Source organism: Streptomyces sp. CB02414, assembly GCF_001905385.1.
In the GTDB taxonomy this organism is placed as follows: domain Bacteria; phylum Actinomycetota; class Actinomycetes; order Streptomycetales; family Streptomycetaceae; genus Streptomyces.
Genome location: NZ_LIPF01000001.1, coordinates 631,350 through 652,638 on the forward strand (window position 1 = coordinate 631,350; position 21,289 = coordinate 652,638).

The following is a 21,289-nucleotide window of genomic DNA, read 5'->3' on the forward strand; positions in this document are numbered from 1 at the left end:
CCCCTCCCCGGGTGATGGTTCCTGGTGTTCCTGCGCGTCCGGCGCCGCACGCAAACCGTGCGGCGCCGGACGGTCGGGGCGCGGGCCCCGGCGGTTCAGGTCGCTCAGACGTTGACGCCGAAGTCCTGGGCGATGCCGCGCAGGCCCGAGGCGTAGCCCTGGCCGATGGCGCGGAACTTCCACTCGGCGCCGTGCCGGTACAGCTCGCCGAAGACCATGGCCGTCTCCGTGGAGGCGTCCTCACTGAGGTCGTAGCGGGCGATCTCGGCGCCGCCGGCCTGGTTGACGACGCGGATGAACGCGTTGCGGACCTGGCCGAAGGACTGCTGGCGGTTCTCGGCGTCGTAGATCGACACCGGGAAGGTGATCTTCTCGACGTCGGCGGGGACGGTGGCGAGGTCGATCTTGATCTGCTCGTCGTCGCCCTCGCCCTCACCGGTGAGGTTGTCACCGGTGTGCTCGACCGAGCCGTCCGGGCTCTTCAGGTTGTTGAAGAAGATGAAGTGCGCGTCGCTGGCGACCTTGCCGCCGCTGTTCAGCAGCAGCGCGCTGGCGTCGAGGTCGAAGTCGGTGCCGGTCGTGGTGCGGATGTCCCACCCCAGACCGACGATGACCGCGGTGAGGCCGGGGGCCTCCTTGGTCAGCGATACGTTGCCGCCCTTGCTGAGGCTGACTCCCACGAGTCCTCCATTGGTGTCCTGGGGCGGGGAGCCCCGTAGTGCGTGGATATCGGATCAACGATCCGATCCTAGTGACGGGTTCCCGCCCCCCGCAGGCCCTGCGGCCGACAAATCACATGGTGTCGGTTCACGCCGTGCCGGGCACGGGGCGACGGTCACAGGGTGTCGAGCGCCTTCACGTACTCGTCGAGGTCGCGGGCGTCCGGCAGGCCGTTGACGACGGTCCAGCGGACGACGCCCTCCCGGTCGATGATGAAGGTGCCGCGGACGGCGCAGCCCTTGTCCTCGTCGAAGACGCCGTAGTCGCGCGAGACGTTGCCGTGCGGCCAGAAGTCGGACAGCAGGGGGTACTCCAGGCCCTCCTGCTCGGCGAAGACGCGCAGGGTGTGGATGGAGTCGTTGGAGACGGCGAGCACCTGGGTGTCGCGGTCGGAGAACCGCGGCAGGTTGTCGCGCACCTCGCACAGCTCGCCCGTGCACACGCCGGTGAAGGCGAACGGGTAGAAGAGCAGCACGACGTTCTTCTGCCCGTGGAAGTCGGACAGCCGGACGGTCGCGCCGTGGTTGTCCTTGAGTTCGAAGTCGGGGGCCTTGTCGCCGACCTGGAGCGCCATGTCCTGTTCGTCCCTTCAGGGGGTGGTTCGCTGGAACCACCCTACGCAGGGCAGCCACGCAGGGATCATCGCGGACTCCCGGACGGGCCGACGGCGGCCGGCCCGTCCGGGAGCCCGGTGGTGCGGAGCCCGGTCGGCTACCGCTTGGACTTGGCCGCCTTGGGCGTCGCCAGCCGGCTGCCGCTCCAGTCCTTGCCGACGCTGACGCTCTTGGACGCCGTCAGTCCGGCGGTCGTCGAGGCCTCCGAGATGTCACTGGCCTCGACGTACCCGTCACGGCCGGTCTTCGGCGTGAGAAGGAGGATCGACCCGCCCTCTTCGATGTACGTGGTGGCATCCACCAGCGCATCCGTCAGGTCGCCGTCGTCGTCACGGAACCACAGCACGACGGCGTCGGCCACGTCCTCGTAGTCCTCGTCCACCAGCTCGCCCTCGACGGCGCCTTCGATGGCCTCGCGGAGCTCCTGGTCGACGTCGTCGTCGTAGCCGATCTCCTGGACCACCTGCCCGGGCTGGAAACCCAGCCTGGCGGCAGGGTTGGTCCGCTCCTCCGCGTGGTCCGCGGTCGCGCTCACGGGTTGCCTCCTGATCATGTTCGGTAGATGTCTTCAGCCACGCGCGTGCGCGAAGCTTGGCCGTAGTCCACACGGGCGGGACGGATCGCGCAAGTACCCGGCGACTGGGACCGCCGAAACGGTGACGATCCCGGCCGTGTCGCCGCAACTCCAGCCATGCCGTCCAGACCGAAGGTGACGTACACCACACCTATCTGCCCCGTTTGCGTATTTGGGAACCATGTGTGGGTACGAGACTCGAATGAACGTGCCCCCGATCCCCATGGGGGGACCGGTTACCCCACGGTACAGATGACGTTTCCCCCCGCGAGGTACACGATGGGGATCCGGCGGGGAATCGGCGCAGACACAGGCAGCATCCGGCATCAGGCAGCATCCGGCAAAGTGGCCCTCTGACAGCGAAGGAACAGCGTGGCTTCCGCATCCGACCGCAGTGATCGCAGCCCGATCATCATTGGCGGCCTTCCGAGTCAGGTTCCTGACTTCGATCCCGAGGAAACGCAGGAGTGGCTCGACTCCCTCGACGCCGCCGTCGACGCGCGCGGCCGGGAGCGGGCCCGCTATCTGATGCTGCGGCTGATCGAGCGGGCCCGCGAGAAGCGCGTGGCCGTGCCCGAGATGCGCAGCACGGACTACGTCAACACCATCCCGACCAAGAGCGAGCCGTTCTTCCCCGGCAACGAGGAGATCGAGCGCAGGATCCTCAACGCCACCCGGTGGAACGCCGCGGTGATGGTCTCGCGCGCGCAGCGGCCCGGCATCGGGGTCGGCGGCCACATCGCCACCTTCGCCTCCTCGGCGTCCCTGTACGACGTGGGCTTCAACCACTTCTTCCGGGGCAAGGACGAGGGCGACGGCGGCGACCAGGTCTTCTTCCAGGGCCACGCCTCCCCGGGCATCTACGCGCGCGCCTACCTGCTGGACCGGCTCAGCGAGCAGCACCTGGACGGCTTCCGGCAGGAGAAGTCCGCGGCGCCGAACGCGCTGTCGTCGTACCCGCACCCCCGCTCGATGCCGGACTTCTGGGAGTTCCCGACGGTCTCGATGGGCCTCGGCCCGATCGGCGCGATCTACCAGGCGCGGATGAACCGTTACATGCACGCGCGCGGGATCGCGGACACGTCGAAGTCGCACGTGTGGGCGTACCTGGGCGACGGCGAGATGGACGAGCCGGAGTCGCTGGGCCAGCTCTCCATCGCCGCCCGCGAGGGCCTGGACAACCTGACCTTCGTGGTCAACTGCAACCTCCAGCGCCTGGACGGCCCGGTGCGCGGCAACGGGAAGATCATCCAGGAGCTGGAGTCGGTCTTCCGGGGCGCCGGCTGGAACGTGATCAAGCTGGTGTGGGACCGCACCTGGGACCCGCTGCTCGCGCAGGACCGCGACGGCGTGCTGGTCAACCGCATGAACACCACCCCGGACGGCCAGTTCCAGACGTACGCCACCGAGTCCGGCGCCTACATCCGGGACCACTTCTTCGGCGACGACCACCGGCTGCGCGCGATGGTCGAGAACATGACCGACGACCAGATCCTGCACCTGGGGCGCGGCGGTCACGACCACCGGAAGATCTACGCGGCGTACAAGGCGGCGCTGGAGCACAAGGGCCAGCCCACCGTCATCCTGGCCAAGACGATCAAGGGCTGGACGCTGGGCCCGAACTTCGAGGGCCGCAACGCCACGCACCAGATGAAGAAGCTGACGGTCGACGACCTCAAGCGCTTCCGCGACCGGCTGCACCTGCCGATCTCCGACAAGGAGCTGGAGTCCGGCCCGCCGCCGTACTACCACCCGGGCCGGGACACGGAGGAGATGCAGTACATGCACGACCGCCGGCTCGGTCTCGGCGGCTATGTGCCGACCCGCGTCGTACGGTCGAAGCCGCTCGCCCTGCCGGACGACAAGACGTACGCGACCGTGAAGAAGGGGTCGGGTCAGCAGTCCATCGCGACGACGATGGCGTTCGTGCGACTGCTCAAGGACCTCATGCGGGACAAGGAGCTCGGCAAGCGGTTCGTGCTGATCGCGCCGGACGAGTACCGCACGTTCGGCATGGACTCGTTCTTCCCGAGTGCGAAGATCTACAACCCGTTGGGCCAGCAGTACGAGTCCGTGGACCGGGATCTGCTGCTCGCCTACAAGGAGGCGCCGAACGGGCAGATGCTGCACGACGGCATCTCGGAGGCGGGCTGCACGGCCTCGCTGATCGCGGCCGGATCGGCGTACGCCACGCACGGCGAGCCGCTCATCCCGGTCTACGTCTTCTACTCGATGTTCGGTTTCCAGCGCACCGGTGACCAGTTCTGGCAGATGGGTGACCAGCTGGCGCGCGGTTTCGTACTGGGCGCGACCGCTGGACGTACGACGCTGACCGGTGAGGGTCTGCAGCACGCGGACGGCCACTCGCAGCTGCTCGCCTCCACCAACCCGGCGTGCGTGGCCTACGACCCGGCCTTCGGGTTCGAGATCGCGCACATCGTCAAGGACGGCCTGCGCCGCATGTACGGCGCGGACGAGCAGCACCCGCACGGCGAGGACGTCTTCTACTACCTCACCGTCTACAACGAGCCGATCCAGCACCCGGCCGAGCCCGAGAACGTGGACGTGGAGGGCATCCTCAAGGGCGTCCACCGCTTCAGCGAGGGCACGGGCGGCTCGATCCCGGCGCAGATCATGGCGTCCGGGGTCGCGGTGCCGTGGGCGGTCGAGGCCCAGCGGATCCTCGCCGAGGAGTGGAACGTACGCGCCGACGTCTGGTCGGCGACCTCCTGGAACGAGCTGCGGCGCGAGGCGGTGGCCTGCGAGGAGCACAACCTGCTGCACCCCGAGGAGGAGCAGCAGGTGCCGTACGTGACGCGGAAGCTGGCCGGTGCGCAGGGGCCGTTCGTGGCCGTCTCCGACTGGATGCGGTCGGTGCCGGACCAGATCGCGCGCTGGGTACCGGGGACGTACCAGTCGCTGGGCGCGGACGGCTGGGGCTTCGCGGACACGCGCGGGGCGGCCCGGCGGTTCTTCCACATCGACGCGGAGTCGATCGTGGTGGCGGTGCTGAGCGAGCTGGCGCGGGAGGGGAAGGTCGACCGGTCGGTGCTGAAGCAGGCGATCGACCGGTACCGGCTGCTGGACGTGGCGGCGGCCGACCCCGGCGTCGCGGGCGGAGACGCGTAGGCGCGCGGGCGCGTATTCGGTGATGTGCGGGGCGGTGGGGCTTCGGCTCCGCCGCCCCGGCCCTCTTTTCCCGCCTCCGTACGATGCGGGCACGGCGTGCGCGGAAAGGGTCGGGGCACGGACGGCCGACGAGCCCGACGACGGCGAGGGTCGCGCGATCCGGCCCGGTCCGTAGCCACGTCCGGCCACGTGAGCGGGGGCACCCGCACGAGTCGGCCCGATGCTCGCCGTCATCAACTCGTTGAACCCCTCGTGGAGTTCGGGTACCCCCGCACGGCGGCTCATGCCTGCCCGGGGTGTGCTGCCTGCGCGCTGCCCCCCTCCAGCAGCGCGCCGCAGCCTCTCGCCCTCCGTGCCCTGCGGAGGACGTGACCCACTGTGACCTGCGAGGTCCGTCGGAGGGGAGGGTTCACCGGCCCTGTCACCCGGATAGGCGAACAGGGCCGGGTACGCACCGGACGTCCTCAGATGTGGCCCACGCCCGCACCGGCCTCCGCGTTCTCACCGCGCTTGGTGAGGAAGGCGACCAGCACGGCCACAGCGGCCACACCGGCGGCGACGAGCGACGCCAGGCTCATGCCGGAGATGAAGGTGTCGTGCGCGACGTCGGTGATCTTCGCGGCGATCTGCTCCGGGGTGCCCTCGGGCACCGGCGCGATGCCCTGCTGCACCGCCTGCGCCGTCAGCTCCTCCTGCTCCGGCGTGAGCGCGGGCAGCCCCGCGTCCGTCCAGTTGCCCGCGAGGTCGCTGTCGACCTTGGAGGCCATCACGGCACCCAGCACCGCCGTGCCGAGGCTGCCGCCGATCTGCATCGCCGCCTGCTGGAGACCGCCCGCGACACCCGACAGCTCCATCGGGGCGTTGCCCACGATGACCTCGGTGGCGCCCACCATGACCGGCGCGAGACCGAGGCCGAGCAGCGCGAACCAGACGGACATCGCGACGCTGCCGGTGTCCTTCTCCAGCGTGGACATGCCGTACATGGCGACCGCGGTGCACACCATGCCGCCCGCGAGCGGCACGCGCGGCCCGAACTTGGTGATCATCGCGCCGGCCAGCGGCGAGGCGACGATCATCATCGCGGTGAGCGGCAGCAGGTGCAGGCCGGCGTCGATGGGGCTCATGCCGTGCACGTTCTGGAGGTAGAACGTCACGAAGAACAGGCCGCCCATGAAGGCGATGGCCATCAGGACCATCAGGACGACACCCGCCGACAGCGGCACCGAGCGGAACATCGCCAGCGGGATCAGCGGCTCCCTCACCTTGGTCTCCCAGAAGGAGAAGGCGGCGAAGCCCACCACCGACACCGCGATGAACAGCCAGGTCTGGCCGGAGCCCCAGCCCCACTCGGGCGCCTTGATGAGTGCCCACACCAGGCAGAACATCGAGGCCGACAGCAGAACGATGCCGACGACGTCGAAGGAGCGCGGCGCGTTCTCGGCCCGGTGGTCCAGCAGGATCAGTACACCGAGCACCACGGCGAGGACGCCGACCGGCACGTTGATGAAGAACACCGACTGCCAGTTGACGTGCTCGACCAGCACGCCGCCCAGGATCGGGCCGCCCGCGGTGGAGGCGCCGATGACCATGCCCCAGATGCCGATGGCCATGTTGAGCTTCTCGGCCGGGAAGGTGGCCCGCAGCAGGCCGAGCGCGGCCGGCATCAGCAGGGCGCCGAACAGTCCCTGGAAGACACGGAAGACGATGACGGCGGCGATGCTGTCGGAGAGCCCGATGGCTCCCGAGGACGCGGCGAAGCCGGCCACGCCGATGAGGAAGGTCTGCCGGTGCCCGAAGCGGTCACCGAGCTTGCCCGCGGTGATCAGGGAGACCGCGAGGGCGAGGAAGTAGGCGTTGGTGATCCACTGCAGCTCGGACCAGCTGGCGCCCAGGTCCTTGCCGATGGCCGGGTTGGCGATGGCCACGATGGTGCCGTCGAGGGCCACCATCATGACCCCGACCGCGACGGTGATGAGGGTGACCCACGGGTGTCCGCGCAACCCCGAGGCCGGCGCCGGGCCCGACGGGGTGGACGGTCCGTCCCCCGGCCCCGTCTTGTCGATGGTGGTCTGACTAGTCATACCGGCGAGGCTAATGACAGCCGCTGACAGTTGACAAACGGTTTCACCGGTCGGTAACTGACAGGACATCTGCGGCTAGCCTGAACTGCGGAAACGACGCGAGAACAACAGCGCGGCGACACGCCGGAGCCGACCCGAGGAGCGACCTTTTGAAGATGGCGGAGACGGCGCCCCCGCTGGGTCTGCGCGAGCGGAAGAAACAGCGCACCCGGGACACCCTGCTGCGCTTTGCCCTCGAGCTGTTCACGGCGCGGGGCTACGAGGCGACGACCGTGGACGACATCGCGGAGGCGGCCGAGGTCTCGCAGCGCACCTTCTTCCGCTACTTCGCCAGCAAGGAGGAGGCGGCCTTCTTCGTGTCACGGCTCGCGGAGTCGCACTTCGTCGACGCCGTACGCCGCCGGCCGCCCGAGGAGGCGCCGCTGGACGCGCTGCGTCACGCCCTCGTGGAGAGCTGGGACACCATCGGGGAGGCCGTCGAGCAGCTGGTCCCGCTGGAGCTGCACATGCGGTTCTACCGGGTGATCGAGTCGACACCCGCCCTGCTCGCCGCCCACCTGCGGCGCGCCGCCGAGCTGGAGGAGGAGATCGCCCGCGTCGTCGCCGACCGCGAGCACCTCGACGTCGACACCGACCCCCGGCCCCGCGTCGTCGTGGCCGTCTTCGGGGCGGTCATGCGGGTCACCGAACGGATCTGGTCGACGCGGGACGACGCCGGCCTCGCGGCGCTGCGGGAGCTGACCTCCGCCTACCTCGACCAGGTCGAGCCCGCCCTCACGGGCGACTGGCGGAGCGGGAGAATCCCGTAGGAACGCCATAACAACTCCCTACCGGAAGACCAAAACGTGATCCGTGTCACTGGATTCACGCGAGACCGTCCCGTTCTCCTAGTGTGTCCTCCCAGTGACTTCCTTCGACACCTCCCCGCAACTCAATGCCTGGCGCGCACTGCTCGCCCTGGCCGTGGTGTTCGTGATGCTGGCGACCACCGGCTGGACCGCCCTGCGCAACCAGCGGGGACCCACGGCCCTGGAAGCGTCGGTCACGGCCTGGGAGCACGGCCGGATCGACGGACGCCGGCTGCCCGACGCGCAGTCGGCTCCCGCCCGGCTGGCCCGGTTCTTCGCCTCGCTCTCCGACTGGCAGCGGGGGAGCCTGGCCCGCCGCTACCCCCTCGCCGTCGGCAACATGAACGGCGCCCCCGTGGAGGTGCGCTACCTCGCCAACCGGGCGGCACTGCGCAAGGCACGCGCGGTGGAGCGACTACGGATGCACGACGACCGCCTGTCCCCGTCGGGGCAGCGCGAGGCGGGCCGGCGCGCACACCGCTACGACTCCCTGCTGGACCCCGACCGCCACATCCTCGCCTTCGACCCGGCGGGCTCGGGCAAGGTCGCCGAGGTCTTCGGGAACCTGAACCGCGCCGACCGGGTGTCCGTCGTCGTGCCCGGCGTGGACACCGATCTGCTCACCTTCCAGCGCACCGTCCGCAAGTACTCGGCGCCCGCGGGCATGGCCGAGTCGCTGTACGCGGCCGAGCACACGGTGAGCCCGGACACGCGCACCGCCGTGATCGCCTGGGCCGACTACACCTCGCCGAGCGGACTCGGCATGGAGGCGGCCACGGCGACCCGCGCCGAGGACGGCGCCGTCCGGCTGAACGCCCTGCTGCGGGCGTTGCCCGGCCGGGCCCCGGTCTCCCTCTTCTGCCACAGCTACGGCTCGGTGGTCTGCGGCCTCGCCGCCGGCCACCTGCCCGTGCGGGTGACCGACATAGCGGTGGCCGGCAGCCCCGGCATGCGGGTCGAGAAGGCCGCCCACCTGGGCACCTCCGCGCGCGTGTGGGCGATGCGGGACGCCGACGACTGGATCCAGGACGTGCCGTACATGGAGGTCGGCGGCCTCGGACACGGCGCGGATCCGGTGTCCGCGGCGTTCGGGGCGCGGGTGCTGTCCGCGCGGGGCGCCCAGGGACACAGCGGCTACTTCGTGCCGGGCACGGAGAGCCTGCGGAACTTCGCGGAGATCGGCGTTGGCGCATACCGCACGGTCGCCTGCGCCGGAGAGAACGGCACATGCCGGGCGGGTTTGTCCGAAGCGGTGGCCGCCTGACGCGCGTAGAGGTGCAGATACTCCGGTTTGCACGGGGAGGGGACGGAAGAGCTCGTGCCGCATACGATGAGCCGCATGGGTGACGTACTGGCCGGATTTCATGCCGCCTGGGAGTTCGAGTCCGACTCCGTGCTCATCCGCTACGAACGGGGGATTCGAACACCCAAGCTGTTCCAGGCCCTGGGGGAACGCCGGGTTCCCCTGGAGGCGATCGCCGGCGTGACGCTCACGCCCGGCAGGCGCGGCACCGTCGTGCTGCGCGTCGAGCCGCGCCCGGGCGCCGACCCGCTGATGGAGGCGGCGGCCGGGCAGCTGAAGGAAGGGTGCGACCCGTACCGGCTGGTGCTGCCCGCCGAACGGGAGGTACTCGCGGAGTACTACGCCGACGAGTTGCGCGGGCTGCTGACCGAGTCCGGCAAGACCGAGCGGTACCTGGTGGCGGCGCCCGAGGCGCCGCTGCACTTCAAGGCGTACGACGGGAAGGCGTCCTTCGACGGCACGTCGGTGTCCTTCCGGTGGTTCTGGACGGGCGCGTCGTCGGCGAAGTGGAAGGCCGGCGACCAGACGTTCCCGGTCGCCGGCCTGGGCGGGGTGGAGTGGCGCTCCCCCGAGCTGTTCGACGGGTACCTGCGGCTGCTGCCGCGGGACGCGTCCGCCACGGCCGCCGCGCCGGCCGTTCCGCAGGCCGACCAGGACCCCGCCACCGTCGTGTTCGGGCTCGGGTACGGGCCGGTGCACGAGTCACTGCCGTTCGCCGCGGCGGTGCTGGCGGCGGTGCGGGAGCGGGGCGCGGGCGCCCCGATGCCGGTGCCCGTGCCGGCGCCTCGGCGGGATCCGGCGGACATCGCCGAGCGGATACGGCATCTCGGGGAGCTGCATCAGGCGGGGCTGGTGACGGACGAGGAGTTCTCTTCGAAGAAGGCGGAGTTGTTGGCGGAGCTTTAGCGTCTGCGAGGTTCGGTTTCGTATTCGGGTGCGGGTCGGCTGTGGCTGGTCGCGCCCACGCGGCGGAGCCGCAGATCGAAACAGCCCCGCGCCCCTGGGTAACTTCACTCACGCCCGGCAGAAGTGAACGTCATGTCCGCGTAGCGGTCGCCTGCCACCTTTCCCGCGATCGGGTCCAGCAGGGCCAGCTCGGTGTCCGTCAGGACGATGCGGGTCGCCGCCGTGTTCTCCTCCACTCGGGCCGGCTTCCGCGTGCCCGGGATCGGGACCACCGGCAGGCCGTGCACCGCCGCTCGCTGCTGGGCCCACGCCAGGGCGATCTGGCCGAGGGTGGCGCCGTGGGCCTCGGCGACCGAGCGGACCGGGGCGAGGAGGGCCGCGTTGGCCGCCGCGTTGTCGCCGGTGAAGCGGGGCTGCTGACGGCGGAAGTCGCCGTCCGTGAGGTCCTGGCCGGCGTCGGCGAAGGCACCGGTGAGGAAGCCGCGGCCGAGCGGGGAGTACGGGACGAGGGCCACGCCCAGTTCGCGGGCGGCCGGCACCACGCCCGCCTCGATGTCCCGGCTGAACAGCGACCACTCCGACTGCACGGCGGCGATCGGGTGGACCGCCTGCGCGGCCCGCAGCTCGTCGCCCGTCACCTCGCTCAGCCCGAGGTGCTTGACCTTGCCCTCGCGCACGAGGTCGGCCATGACGGCGACGGTCTCCTCGATCGGCACGTTCACGTCGCGCCGGTGCATGTAATAGAGGTCGATGACGTCGACGCCCAGGCGCTCCAGGCTGCCCTCGACGGCCTGGCGGACGTACGGCGGGTCGTTGCGGATGATCCGCTTCGTCGGGTCGTCCGGCGGGATGGACAGGGCGAACTTGGTCGCGACGACGACCTCGTCGCGGTGGGCCCGGAAGAACGGCGCCAGGAACCGCTCGTTCTCGCCCGCCCCGTACGCGTCGGCCGTGTCGTACAGCGTGACGCCGAGTTCCAGCGCTCGCTCCAGGGTCGCCCGTGACGCGTCGGCGTCCGAGGGGCCGTATCCGAAGCTCATGCCCATGCAGCCCAGGCCCTGGACGCCCACCTCGGGGCCGCCGTCGCCGAGCCGCGTCGTCGGGATCCTGCTGTCGGTCATCGGGTGCTCTCCTTTTCACGGGCGCGTCCGGCGTCCCCGTAGAAGCTGATCTTCCGGTCGAGTACGGCGAGGGTGTCCTGGAGTTCGGCGATCCGCGTCAGCACGTCGCGGCGCGTGGACTCCAGCAGTTCCCGCCGGGCGGGGTAGGTGCTCTCGCCCTCGCGCACCAGCTCCGCGTACCGGACCATGTCGGCGACCGGCATGCCGGTCATGCGGAGCTTGCCGACGAGGTCGAGCCAGTCCAGGTCGCGGTTGCTGTAGCGGCGCTGCCCGGTGTGCGAGCGGTCGATGTGGGACATCAGGCCGATCCGCTCGTACCAGCGCAGGGTGTGGGCCGTCAGCCCGGTGAAGGCGGCGACCTCGCTGATGGTGTAGCGGTCCTGCCCCTCGGGGCGCGGGTGGCGCGGGGGCGGGGCGGAGCAGATGTCCGTGCTGGTGGAGTCCGGCGCGAGCGTCCCGGCCGTGGTCTGCATCACCGTCATGTGCCACACGCTATGACCTTGGAGTGCACTCCAAGCAAGCGCGTACGGCGGGAAAATGGCGGGATGGGCAGGCCCCCGGCTGATTAGCATGCCCGGCATGACCCTTGTCCGCCGTGCGCTGCCCGAGGACGCGGAGGAAGTGCTCCGGCTGCGTCAGGTGATGATCGATTCGCTGGCCCGGTCCGACCCGTCCACCGAGTGGCACGCCGAGTCCCTGCCGGTGCTGCGCGGCAGGCTGGCCGAGCCGGACGGCGACTTCGCCGCGTTCGTCGCGGACCACCCGGAGCGCCCGGGGGCGCTGGCCGCCCTGGTGGCCGGGACGCTCGACTACCGCATCGGCGGCGCGGGCAACCCGCGGGGCACGGACGGCTACGTCTTCAGCGTCGCCACCGACCCGGACGCACGCCGCCGCGGGTACGCGCGCGCCTGCATGGAGGCCCTGCTGGAGTGGTTCCGCGAGCGCGGCGCCCGACGGGTGCGCCTCACCGCGTCCGCGCAGGCCGAGCCCATGTACGTGTCGATGGGCTTCGCGCCCAAGCCGGACCCCTTGCTGGAGCTGAGGCTCTGAGCGCTTAGGCTCGACGCCATGTCCTTGCAGAGCTTCGCGTTGATCGAGAACTGGCCGGTTCCCTCCGCCGCGGCGGGCGTCGTGCGCGCCGACGGCACGGTCCTGGGCACGCACGGCCCGGTCTCGCACCGCTTCCCCCTCGCCTCGGTCACCAAGCCGCTCGCGGCGTACGCGGCGCTCGTGGCGTACGAGGAGGGCGCGATCGAGCTGGACGAGCCCGCGGGGCCGCCCGGGGCGACGGCCCGTCACCTGCTCGCCCACACCTCGGGGCTGGCCTTCGACGAACACAAGGTGACCGCCCCTCCCGGGGAGCGCCGGCTGTACTCCAACGCCGGTTTCGAGCAGCTCGGCGACCACATCGCGAAGGCGGCGGACATCCCGTTCGCCGAGTACGCGCGGCAGGCGGTGCTGGAGCCGCTGGGCATGACGGCGACCTCGCTGGAGGGTTCCCCGGCGAAGGACGGTGTCTCCACCGTCGAGGACCTGCTCCGCTTCGCCGCCGAGGTGCAGGCTCCGCGGCTGCTGGACCCGCGCACGGTCGCCGAGGCGATGACGGTCCAGTACCCGGGAACGAAGGGCATCCTGCCGGGCTACGGCCACCAGAACCCCAACGACTGGGGTCTCGGCTTCGAGATCCGGGACGGGAAATCCCCCCACTGGACGGGCGCGTCGTCCTCGCCGCGCACCTTCGGGCACTTCGGCCAGTCGGGCACGTTCCTGTGGGTCGACCCGGACGCCGGGCTCGCCTGCGTCGCCCTCACCGACCGCGCGTTCGGACCGTGGGCGGTCGAGGTGTGGCCGGCGTTCACGGACGCGGTGCTGGCGGAGGTACGCGGCTGAGGTGGGCTACTCCCTGGGCCTCTACCGGTTCTCCGACGGAGAGTTGGCCGACTTCGACATGGACCTGGTCCGGGCGGTCCTCTCGCCCGTCGCGGCCGTGCCGGAGGGGGTGATCGACGGGGCGACGGAGTACTGGATCCGCGCCACCGACGGCAGCGAGGCCGAGGTGAGCGTCTCCGGCGGCGAGATCAATGTGATACGCCCTCAGGTCGGTGACGTGTGGAAGATCATCATCGAACTGGCGGACCGGCTCCGCGCGGCGGTCCTCCTCCCCGACGGCAGGCTCCTGTGCCGGGAGGAGATGCGCGGACACCTCCCCGAGGGCATGGAGCACGATGCCGTTCTCGTCGCGGAGGTCACCCTCGCCGCCTTCGAGAGGGCGGCGGGCCCGTTCACGCACCCGCTGACCTGACGCGTCAGCGGGCCGTCATCTCCCACACCAGCAGCTCCGCGCCGGACGTCCCCCCCGCCACCGCGTCCAGCGCCCCGGCGTCCGTGACGCGGGCCGCGTCCCCCGCGGCCAGCGTCTCCCCGCCCAGCACCACCTCGCCCCGCACCACGTGCACGTACACGCACGCCCCGTCCGGCACCGCCGTCCGCTCCCCCGCCGACAGACGGCGTACGTGGAGCATCGCGCCGGCCTCCGGGACGGCGTACGGGGTGGAGTCGGCGATGCCGCGGACGATGTCGTAGGCGGGGTCGCCGCCGGGGGCGAGCGGGGCCAGCCACATCTGTACGAAGGTCAGGGGTGCCGGGCCGCCGTTGCGCTCGACGTGGCGTACGCCGGCCGCCGCGCTGAGGCGCTGGACGTCACCGGCCCGCACGACCGTCTCGTGGCCCGCGGTGTCCCGGTGGGTCAGCTCGCCCTCCACCACCCATGTGACGATCTCGGTGTGGCTGTGCGGGTGCTCGTCGAAGCCGGCGCCGGGGGCGAGGCGCTCCTCGTTGCAGGCGATCAGCGAGCCGAAGCGCAGGTTGCCGGGGTCGTAGTGGGGGCCGAAGGAGAAGGCGTGCCGTGTCTCGATCCCGGCCGCCGGGTCACCGCCCTGGTAGCGCTCGTCGGCGCGCCGTACGTCCATCACGCCGTCCACCGTAGCCCCGGCGGCACGGGCACCCGTCCCGATAAGGCAGTCTTGTCCCCGTGCCCGAACCCGAAACCAGCAAGCCAGAGCCCGCGGCGCGCGCCGTCCATCCGCACACCGCGACCCTGAAGCGGCTGGAGCAGTCCTCCGGATCGCTCGCCGCGCAGGCCATCGCGCGCATGGACGAGACCCTGCCGTGGTACCGGGCCATGCCACCGGAGAACCGTTCCTGGATCGGGCTGGTGGCCCAGGCGGGCATCGCCGCGTTCACCGAGTGGTTCCGGCGGCCGGACGCGCCCCAGGCCATCTCCACCGACGTCTTCGGCACCGCGCCGCGCGAGCTGACCCGGGCGATCACGCTGCGGCAGACCGTGGAGATGGTGCGGACCACCATCGAGGTGATGGAGTCCGCCATCGACGAGGTCGCCGCGCCCGGTGACGAGTCGGTGCTGCGCGAGGCGCTGCTCGTGTACGCCCGGGAGATCGCCTTCGCGACCGCCCAGGTGTACGCGCAGGCCGCCGAGGCACGGGGTGCCTGGGACGCGCGGCTGGAGTCGCTGGTGGTGAACGCCGTGCTCAGCGGGGAGGCCGACGAGGGGGCCGTGTCCCGGGCGGCCGCGCTGGGGTGGAACTCGCCCGAGCACGTCTGCGTCGTCCTCGGCACCGCGCCCGACGGGGACTCCGAGCTGACCGTGGAGGCGATCCGGAGGGCGGCGCGGCACGCCAAGCTCCAGGTGCTGACCGGGGTGCTCGGGGACCGGCTGGTGGTGATCGCGGGCGGCAGCGACAACCCGCTCGCCGTCGCCAAGTCGCTGATCGGGCCGTTCGCGCAAGGCGCGGTGGTGGCCGGCCCGGTGGTGCCCGACCTGCTGGCCGCGACCCGGTCCGCGCAGGCCGCCGCCGCCGGCCTCAAGGCCTGCACCGCCTGGCAGGACGCCCCGCGGCCGGTGCTGGCGGACGATCTGCTGCCGGAGCGCGCGATCGCCTCCGACCCCTCGGCCCGCGTGCAGTTGGTGGAGGAGATCTACAGACCACTGGAGGAAGCCGGGGCGGCGCTGCTGGAAACGCTCAGCGTCTATCTCGAACAGGCGAGCAGCCTCGAAGGGGCCGCCCGGATGCTCTTCGTTCACCCGAACACCGTGCGCTACCGGCTCCGACGTGTGACTGACGTCACCGGGTGGTCACCCTCTGATGTACGGTCTGCGTTCACACTGCGGATCGCGCTCATCCTGGGGCGTCTGGCCGATGGAGATCCGCAACTCTAAGCTTTTGTCGGGGGTCTACAAAACCCCCTCGTGTTCTATGTCCCTGTCCTCACGGGCGGCCGCGCCCGTCCTCAAGAGAGAGTGTGAGAGTGCTCGTACTCGTCGCTCCCGGCCAGGGCGCCCAGACGCCCGGCTTCCTGACTGACTGGCTCGCCCTTCCCGGCGCCGCCGACCGCGTCGCCGCATGGTCCGACGCCATCGGACTAGACCTCGCCCACTACGGCACCAAGGCCGACGCGGACGAGATCCGTGACACGTCCGTCGCGCAGCCGCTGCTGGTCGCCGCGGGCCTGCTGTCCGCCGCGGCACTCGGTGACATCGCGGAGATCGCGCCCGGCGCGGTCGCCGGCCACAGTGTCGGTGAGATCACCGCCGCCGCGTTCGCGGGTGTCCTCGACGACACCGCCGCGCTGGCCCTCGTACGCAAGCGGGGTCTGGCCATGGCGGAGGCCGCCGCGGTCACCGAGACCGGTATGTCGGCGCTGCTCGGCGGCGACCCCGAGGTGAGCGTCGCGCACCTGGAGAAGCTCGGCCTGACCCCGGCGAACGTGAACGGCGCCGGTCAGATCGTGGCGGCCGGCACCATGGAGCAGCTGGCCGCGCTGAACGAGGACAAGCCCGAGGGCGTGCGCAAGGTCGTCCCGCTGAAGGTGGCCGGCGCGTTCCACACGCACCACATGGCGCCCGCCGTGGACAGCCTCGCCGAGGCCGCGAAGGCGCTCGCGCCCGCCGACCCGAAGGTGACGTACGTCTCCAACAGGGACGGGCAGGCCGTCGCCTCCGGCGCCGAGGTGCTGGAGCGCCTGGTCGGGCAGGTCGCCAACCCGGTCCGCTGGGACCGGTGCATGGAGACGTTCAAGGAGCTCGGCGTCACCGCGCTGATCGAGGTGTGCCCCGGCGGCACCCTGACCGGCCTGGCCAAGCGTGCGCTGCCGGGTGTGAAGACCCTGGCCCTGAAGACCCCCGCCGACCTCGACGCGGCCCGCGAGCTCGTGGCCGAGCACGCCGGACACGCCGAGCAGGCCTGACAAGGAGCGCGAGAGCATGTCGAAGATCAAGCCCAGCAAGGGCGCCCCGTACGCGCGCATCCTCGGTGTCGGCGGCTACCGCCCCACCCGGGTCGTGCCGAACGAGGTGATCCTCGAGACGATCGACTCGTCCGACGAGTGGATCCGCTCGCGCTCCGGCATCGAGACCCGGCACTGGGCGGGTCCGGACGAGACCGTCGCCGCGATGTCGGTCGAGGCGTCCGGCAAGGCGATCGCGGACGCCGGCATCGACGCCGCGCAGATCGGCGCCGTGGTCGTCTCGACCGTGTCGCACTTCAGCCAGACCCCGGCCGTCGCGACGGAGATCGCCGACAAGCTGGGCACGGACAAGGCCGCCGCCTTCGACATCTCGGCGGGCTGTGCGGGCTTCGGCTACGGTCTGACGCTGGCCAAGGGCATGATCGTCGAGGGTTCGGCGGAGTACGTCCTGGTCATCGGCGTGGAGCGGCTGAGCGACCTGACCGACCTGGAGGACCGGGCCACGGCCTTCCTCTTCGGTGACGGTGCGGGCGCGGTCGTGGTCGGCCCCTCCCAGGAGCCGGCGATCGGCCCGACCGTCTGGGGCTCGGAGGGCGACAAGTCCGAGACGATCAAGCAGACGGTCCCCTGGGACCGCTTCCGGATCGGCGACGTCTCCGAGCTGCCCCTCGACTCCGAGGGCAACGTGAAGTTTCCTGCCATCACGCAGGAGGGCCAGGCGGTGTTCCGCTGGGCCGTGTTCGAGATGGCGAAGGTCGCGCAGCAGGCGCTGGACGCGGCCGGGATCAGCCCGGACGACCTGGACGTCTTCATCCCGCACCAGGCCAATGTGCGGATCATCGACTCGATGGTGAAGACACTGAAGCTGCCGGAGCACGTCATGGTCGCCCGTGACATCCGCACCACCGGCAACACCTCGGCCGCCTCGATCCCGCTCGCGATGGAGCGGCTCCTGGCGACCGGCGAGGCGAAGAGCGGCGACACCGCGCTCGTCATCGGCTTCGGGGCGGGTCTCGTCTACGCCGCGACGGTCGTTACCCTCCCCTAGGCACTCCGTGCCGGATCATGCGGTCCGGAGCGGAACACAAGAGCCACCCACTCTGGAACATCTACGAAGGAGCGCCATCATGGCCGCCACTCAGGAAGAGATCGTCGCCGGTCTCGCGGAGATCGTGAACGAGATCGCCGGCATCCCGGTTGAGGACGTCCAGACGGACAAGTCCTTCACCGACGACCTGGACGTCGACTCGCTGTCCATGGTCGAGGTCGTCGTCGCCGCCGAAGAGCGCTTCGACGTCAAGATCCCGGACGACGACGTCAAGAACCTCAAGACGGTCGGCGACGCGACCGAGTACATCCTCAAGCACCAGAGCTGATCACCCGATCACTGCCTCTGGGCTGACTGCCCCGCCACCCGGCGGTGGCGCCGTACGAATCCGTATCCCGTTGGAGAAAGAATTCCCGTGAGCTCGACCAAGCGCACCGTGGTCGTCACCGGTATCGGCGCAACCACACCGCTGGGTGGCGACGCAGCCTCGACCTGGGAGGGCCTGGTCGCCGGCAAGTCCGGCGTCAAGCCCCTGGAGCAGGACTGGGCCGCCGACCAGGCGGTCCGCATCGCCGCCCCCGTCGCCGTGGACCCCTCCGAGGTCATCCCGCGGCCGCAGGCCCGCCGCCTGGACCGCTCGGCGCAGTTCGCGCTGATCGCCGCACAGGAGGCCTGGAAGGACGCCGGTTTCACCGGCAAGGCCGGCGAGGCGACCGAACCCGGTGAGGGCGCCAGCGTCGACCCCGACCGGCTCGGCGCGGTCATCGCCTCCGGCATCGGCGGCGTGACGACCCTGCTCGGCCAGTACGACGTGCTCAAGGAGAAGGGCGTCCGCCGCGTCTCCCCGCACACCGTCCCCATGCTGATGCCGAACGGCCCCTCCGCCAACGTGGGCCTGGCCGTGGGCGCCCGCGCGGGCGTGCACACGCCGGTCTCCGCCTGCGCGTCGGGCGCCGAGGCCATCGGCTACGCCATCGAGATGATCCGCACCGGCCGCGCCGACGTCGTCGTCGCGGGTGGCACGGAGGCGGCGATCCACCCGCTGCCCATCGCCGCGTTCGGCAACATGATGGCGATGTCCAAGAACAACGACGACCCGCAGGGCGCCTCGCGTCCCTTCGACACGGGCCGTGACGGTTTCGTCCTCGGTGAGGGCGCCGGTGTCCTCGTCCTGGAGTCCGCCGAGCACGCCGCCGCGCGCGGCGCCCGCGTCTACGCGGAGGCGGTCGGTCAGGGCGTCTCCGCCGACAGCCACGACATCGTGCAGCCGGAGCCGGAGGGCCGCGGCATCTCGCACGCCCTGCAGAACCTGCTGGACCGCTCCGACCTGAACCCGGCCGAGATCGTGCACGTCAACGCGCACGCCACCTCGACGCCGGCCGGTGACATCGCCGAGCTGAAGGCGCTGCGCAAGGTCCTCGGCGACGACGTCGACCACATGGCGGTCTCCGGCACCAAGTCGATGACCGGTCACCTCCTCGGTGGCGCGGGCGGCGTGGAGTCCGTGGCGACCGTGCTCGCGCTGTACCACCGGGTGGCGCCGCCGACCATCAACGTCGAGAACCTCGACCCGGAGGCCGAGGCCAACGCGGACATCGTGCGCGGTGAGGCCCGGAAGCTGCCGGTCGAGGGCCGCATCGCCGCGCTGAACGACTCGTTCGGCTTCGGCGGCCACAATGTCGTACTCGCGTTCCGGACGGTCTGAGCGACTTCCGTGAGCGTGTGAAAGGGCCCCACCGGTCGGTGGGGCCCTTTCACATGTCCGTGTACGGGGAGGGCGGCGAGCCGGGACTCAGACCACCTGGTGCAGCCAGCGCACCGGGGCGCCTTCGCCGGCGTAGCGGAAGGGCTCCAGTTCGTCGTCCCAGGGCTTGCCGAGGAGCTTGGCGATGTCGGACTCCAGGTCGCTCTCGCCGTGCTGGGAGCGGGTCAGGGCGGCCCGCAGCCGGTCCTCGGGGACCAGGATGTCGCCGTGGATGCCGGTGACTGCGTGGAAGATACCGAGGTCGGGGGTGCAGCTGTAGCGTTCGCCCTCGGCGTTCGCGGACGGCTCCGCGGTGACCTCGAAGCGCAGCAGCTGCCAGCCCCGCAGCGCGGAGGCGAGCTTGGAGGCGGTGCCGGCCTGGCCCTGCCAGGAGAACTCCGAGCGCCAGGTGCCGGGCGCGGCGGGCTGCCGGATCCAGTCCAGGCTGACGCGCGTGCCGAGCACCCCGGCGACGGCCCACTCGACGTGCGGGCAGAGCGCGCGCGGCGCGGAGTGCACGTACAGAACTCCACGTGTCGTCACCGGAACCTCCGGGCTGAGCGGGACATCTCGGAACGGGTGGAACGGCCCGTGGCCGGGCGGGCCACGTTGATGGCGAGGCTACCGTGCGCCGGGGCGCGGAGTGTGACGTACCGTCGGTCCCGGTGCCGACAAACGTCCGCCATTCACCCGGCAGGACGCTTGTGCGGGTGTGAGACGCACCATCGCCGCCCCGGGAACCCTCGCGCGGTGTCATGGGTTGAGCACACTGGAGGCACCAGGCGAGGGACGGGAGCGGCATGGGGCAGGGCAGGGAGCGCGGGGCGCGGCGCGTCCGCCGCCGTTCGCGTGCCGCACTCGCCGTCCGCGCCGCGGCCGTGCTGACGGCGGCCGTCGTCGGCGCGACGAGCTGCGACGCGGTGGGCGGGGACTCCCCCGCCCCGTCCGGCTCCGCGTCGAAGAGCACGGAGCCCGCCCCGCTGTGGGACACCGGCCCCGAGTCGGTCGCCGCCGTGGGTGACTCCATCACGCGCGGCTTCGACGCGTGCACGGTCCTGTCGGACTGTCCCGAGGTCTCGTGGGCCACCGGCACCAGCGCCGAGGTCGACAGCCTGGCCGTACGGCTGCTGGGGCAGGCGCAGGCGGCGGAGAACAGCTGGAACTACGCGGTCACCGGCGCCCGGATGGCGGACCTGACGAGGCAGATGACGCGGGCGGCGGCACGGAAGCCGGAGCTGGTGGCGGTGATGGTGGGGGCCAATGACGCCTGCCGGGCCACGACCTCCGCGATGACGTCGGTGGCCGACTTCCGGGCGCAGTTCGAGGAGGCGATGGGCGCGCTGCGCGAGAAGCTGCCGAAGACGCAGGTGTACGTCGCGAGTATCCCGGACCTGAAGCGGCTGTGGTCCCAGGGGCGCACCAACCCGCTGGGCAAGCAGGTCTGGAAGCTGGGCATCTGCCCGTCGATGCTGGCGGACGCGGACGCGCTGGACTCGGCGGCGGTCTCGCGGCGCAACACGGTGCGGGACCGGGTGGAGGACTACAACGCGGTGCTGCGGGACGTCTGCGCGAAGGACCGGCGGTGCCGCACCGACGGCGGGGCGGTGCACGAGTTCCGGTTCGGCACGGACCAGTTGAGCCGCTGGGACTGGTTCCACCCGAGCGTGGACGGCCAGGCGCGGCTGGCGGAGATCGCCTACCGCGCGGTCACCGCGAAGCAGCCCTGACCTCGGGCCTGACCCGTTCTGACCTGGGAGGCGTGTCCTAGGCCCTGTCGTCAAATTCCCGCCTGCCCGGCGACGCCTGGCACGCACGCTCGCCGCGTTGCCGAACCGCCCACGTGGCTCCGCCACGAGGACGCTCCGGCGCCTTGCGATCGCACGCACCAGACGCCGCCGGGCCCGCCCTCCGGGCGGACGACGGGAATTTAACGACA

21 protein-coding genes are annotated in these 21,289 nt (G+C 71.2%); 13 read left to right on the forward strand and 8 right to left on the reverse strand.

Features of this window, described 5'->3' with window-relative positions; genetic code table 11:
- Nucleotides 1-104: 104 nt before the first annotated feature.
- The 3 genes from AMK11_RS02965 to AMK11_RS02975 all read right to left on the reverse strand — a co-directional run bounded on the left by AMK11_RS02965 (nt 105) and on the right by AMK11_RS02975 (nt 1,869).
- Complete coding sequence (locus AMK11_RS02965) at nt 105-680, reverse strand: calcium homeostasis/redox stress adaptation protein (protein ID WP_053130137.1); 576 nt, start codon at nt 678-680, stop codon at nt 105-107.
- A gap of 155 nt (nt 681-835) precedes the next feature.
- Nucleotides 836-1,294, reverse strand: coding sequence for a peroxiredoxin (locus AMK11_RS02970; protein WP_073722707.1), 459 nt, complete (start codon nt 1,292-1,294; stop codon nt 836-838).
- Between the two features lie 137 nt (nt 1,295-1,431).
- Nucleotides 1,432-1,869 (reverse strand): DUF3052 domain-containing protein, encoded by a 438-nt coding sequence (locus tag AMK11_RS02975; protein WP_007449195.1) that lies wholly within the window; start codon nt 1,867-1,869, stop codon nt 1,432-1,434.
- Between the two features lie 411 nt (nt 1,870-2,280).
- Here AMK11_RS02975 and aceE point away from each other — a divergent pair, with 411 nt between their 5' ends.
- Entirely contained in the window at nt 2,281-5,037 is a 2,757-nt protein-coding gene (gene aceE, locus AMK11_RS02985) for a pyruvate dehydrogenase (acetyl-transferring), homodimeric type (protein WP_073722711.1), read from the forward strand.
- A gap of 464 nt (nt 5,038-5,501) precedes the next feature.
- On the opposite strand, the gene AMK11_RS02990 is transcribed toward aceE, so the two are convergent.
- Nucleotides 5,502-7,118 (reverse strand): MFS transporter, encoded by a 1,617-nt coding sequence (locus AMK11_RS02990; protein ID WP_073722713.1) that lies wholly within the window; start codon nt 7,116-7,118, stop codon nt 5,502-5,504.
- A 155-nt stretch (nt 7,119-7,273) separates the two neighbouring features.
- Between AMK11_RS02990 and AMK11_RS02995 the strand changes: the two genes are divergently transcribed.
- From AMK11_RS02995 to AMK11_RS03005, 3 genes are all read left to right on the forward strand, one after another.
- Nucleotides 7,274-7,927 (forward strand): TetR family transcriptional regulator, encoded by a 654-nt coding sequence (locus AMK11_RS02995; protein WP_107429647.1) that lies wholly within the window; start codon nt 7,274-7,276, stop codon nt 7,925-7,927.
- A 94-nt stretch (nt 7,928-8,021) separates the two neighbouring features.
- Nucleotides 8,022-9,230 carry an alpha/beta hydrolase gene (locus tag AMK11_RS03000; RefSeq protein WP_073722717.1) on the forward strand — a complete coding sequence of 403 codons (1,209 nt, stop codon included), beginning with the start codon at nt 8,022-8,024 and terminating at the stop codon, nt 9,228-9,230.
- A 75-nt stretch (nt 9,231-9,305) separates the two neighbouring features.
- Nucleotides 9,306-10,175 carry a DUF4429 domain-containing protein gene (locus AMK11_RS03005; RefSeq protein WP_073722719.1) on the forward strand — a complete coding sequence of 290 codons (870 nt, stop codon included), beginning with the start codon at nt 9,306-9,308 and terminating at the stop codon, nt 10,173-10,175.
- Between the two features lie 104 nt (nt 10,176-10,279).
- Here the strand turns inward: AMK11_RS03005 and AMK11_RS03010 are convergent, their stop codons facing one another.
- Both AMK11_RS03010 and AMK11_RS03015 read right to left on the reverse strand, forming a co-directional pair.
- Nucleotides 10,280-11,296 (reverse strand): aldo/keto reductase, encoded by a 1,017-nt coding sequence (locus AMK11_RS03010; protein ID WP_073722721.1) that lies wholly within the window; start codon nt 11,294-11,296, stop codon nt 10,280-10,282.
- A complete protein-coding gene (locus AMK11_RS03015; RefSeq protein WP_073723904.1) occupies nt 11,293-11,778 on the reverse strand; it encodes a MerR family transcriptional regulator in 486 nt (161 codons plus the stop codon). Before AMK11_RS03015 ends, AMK11_RS03010 begins: the two co-directional genes overlap by 4 nt.
- A 97-nt stretch (nt 11,779-11,875) precedes the next feature.
- Here AMK11_RS03015 and AMK11_RS03020 point away from each other — a divergent pair, with 97 nt between their 5' ends.
- From AMK11_RS03020 to AMK11_RS03030, 3 genes are read left to right on the forward strand one after another with little or no spacing between them, the layout of a single operon-like run.
- On the forward strand, nt 11,876-12,346 hold the full coding sequence (locus tag AMK11_RS03020) for a GNAT family N-acetyltransferase (protein ID WP_073723902.1): 471 nt from the start codon (nt 11,876-11,878) through the stop codon (nt 12,344-12,346).
- A gap of 18 nt (nt 12,347-12,364) precedes the next feature.
- Nucleotides 12,365-13,186, forward strand: a complete 822-nt coding sequence (locus AMK11_RS03025) for a serine hydrolase domain-containing protein (protein WP_073722723.1) — start codon at nt 12,365-12,367, stop codon at nt 13,184-13,186.
- Nucleotide 13,187: 1 nt separating this feature from the next.
- Complete coding sequence (locus AMK11_RS03030) at nt 13,188-13,598, forward strand: hypothetical protein (RefSeq protein WP_073722725.1); 411 nt, start codon at nt 13,188-13,190, stop codon at nt 13,596-13,598.
- A gap of 4 nt (nt 13,599-13,602) precedes the next feature.
- On the opposite strand, the gene AMK11_RS03035 is transcribed toward AMK11_RS03030, so the two are convergent.
- Nucleotides 13,603-14,265 (reverse strand): pirin family protein, encoded by a 663-nt coding sequence (locus AMK11_RS03035; protein ID WP_079187255.1) that lies wholly within the window; start codon nt 14,263-14,265, stop codon nt 13,603-13,605.
- Between the two features lie 62 nt (nt 14,266-14,327).
- Here AMK11_RS03035 and fasR point away from each other — a divergent pair, with 62 nt between their 5' ends.
- The 5 genes from fasR (at nt 14,328) to AMK11_RS03060 (ending at nt 19,314) form a co-directional block, all read left to right on the forward strand.
- The gene (fasR, locus tag AMK11_RS03040; protein ID WP_073722727.1) at nt 14,328-15,533 is read left to right on the forward strand and encodes a fatty acid biosynthesis transcriptional regulator FasR; all 1,206 of its coding nucleotides are present in this window, start codon (nt 14,328-14,330) and stop codon (nt 15,531-15,533) included.
- An 89-nt stretch (nt 15,534-15,622) separates the two neighbouring features.
- On the forward strand, nt 15,623-16,561 hold the full coding sequence (locus AMK11_RS03045; protein WP_073722729.1) for an ACP S-malonyltransferase: 939 nt from the start codon (nt 15,623-15,625) through the stop codon (nt 16,559-16,561).
- Nucleotides 16,562-16,577: 16 nt separating this feature from the next.
- A complete protein-coding gene (locus tag AMK11_RS03050; protein WP_073722731.1) occupies nt 16,578-17,609 on the forward strand; it encodes a ketoacyl-ACP synthase III in 1,032 nt (343 codons plus the stop codon).
- 79 nt (nt 17,610-17,688) lie between these two features.
- Nucleotides 17,689-17,937 carry an acyl carrier protein gene (locus tag AMK11_RS03055; protein ID WP_019326292.1) on the forward strand — a complete coding sequence of 83 codons (249 nt, stop codon included), beginning with the start codon at nt 17,689-17,691 and terminating at the stop codon, nt 17,935-17,937.
- Nucleotides 17,938-18,024: 87 nt separating this feature from the next.
- Nucleotides 18,025-19,314: a beta-ketoacyl-[acyl-carrier-protein] synthase family protein gene (locus tag AMK11_RS03060; protein WP_073722733.1), complete on the forward strand. Its 1,290-nt coding sequence runs from the start codon at nt 18,025-18,027 to the stop codon at nt 19,312-19,314.
- An 87-nt stretch (nt 19,315-19,401) separates the two neighbouring features.
- Here the strand turns inward: AMK11_RS03060 and AMK11_RS03065 are convergent, their stop codons facing one another.
- Nucleotides 19,402-19,896: a DUF3145 domain-containing protein gene (locus tag AMK11_RS03065; RefSeq protein WP_073722735.1), complete on the reverse strand. Its 495-nt coding sequence runs from the start codon at nt 19,894-19,896 to the stop codon at nt 19,402-19,404.
- A gap of 257 nt (nt 19,897-20,153) precedes the next feature.
- On the opposite strand from AMK11_RS03065, the gene AMK11_RS03070 reads away from it, so the two are divergent.
- Nucleotides 20,154-21,080, forward strand: a complete 927-nt coding sequence (locus tag AMK11_RS03070; RefSeq protein ID WP_073722737.1) for an SGNH/GDSL hydrolase family protein — start codon at nt 20,154-20,156, stop codon at nt 21,078-21,080.
- The last annotated feature ends 209 nt before the right edge of the window (nt 21,081-21,289 follow it).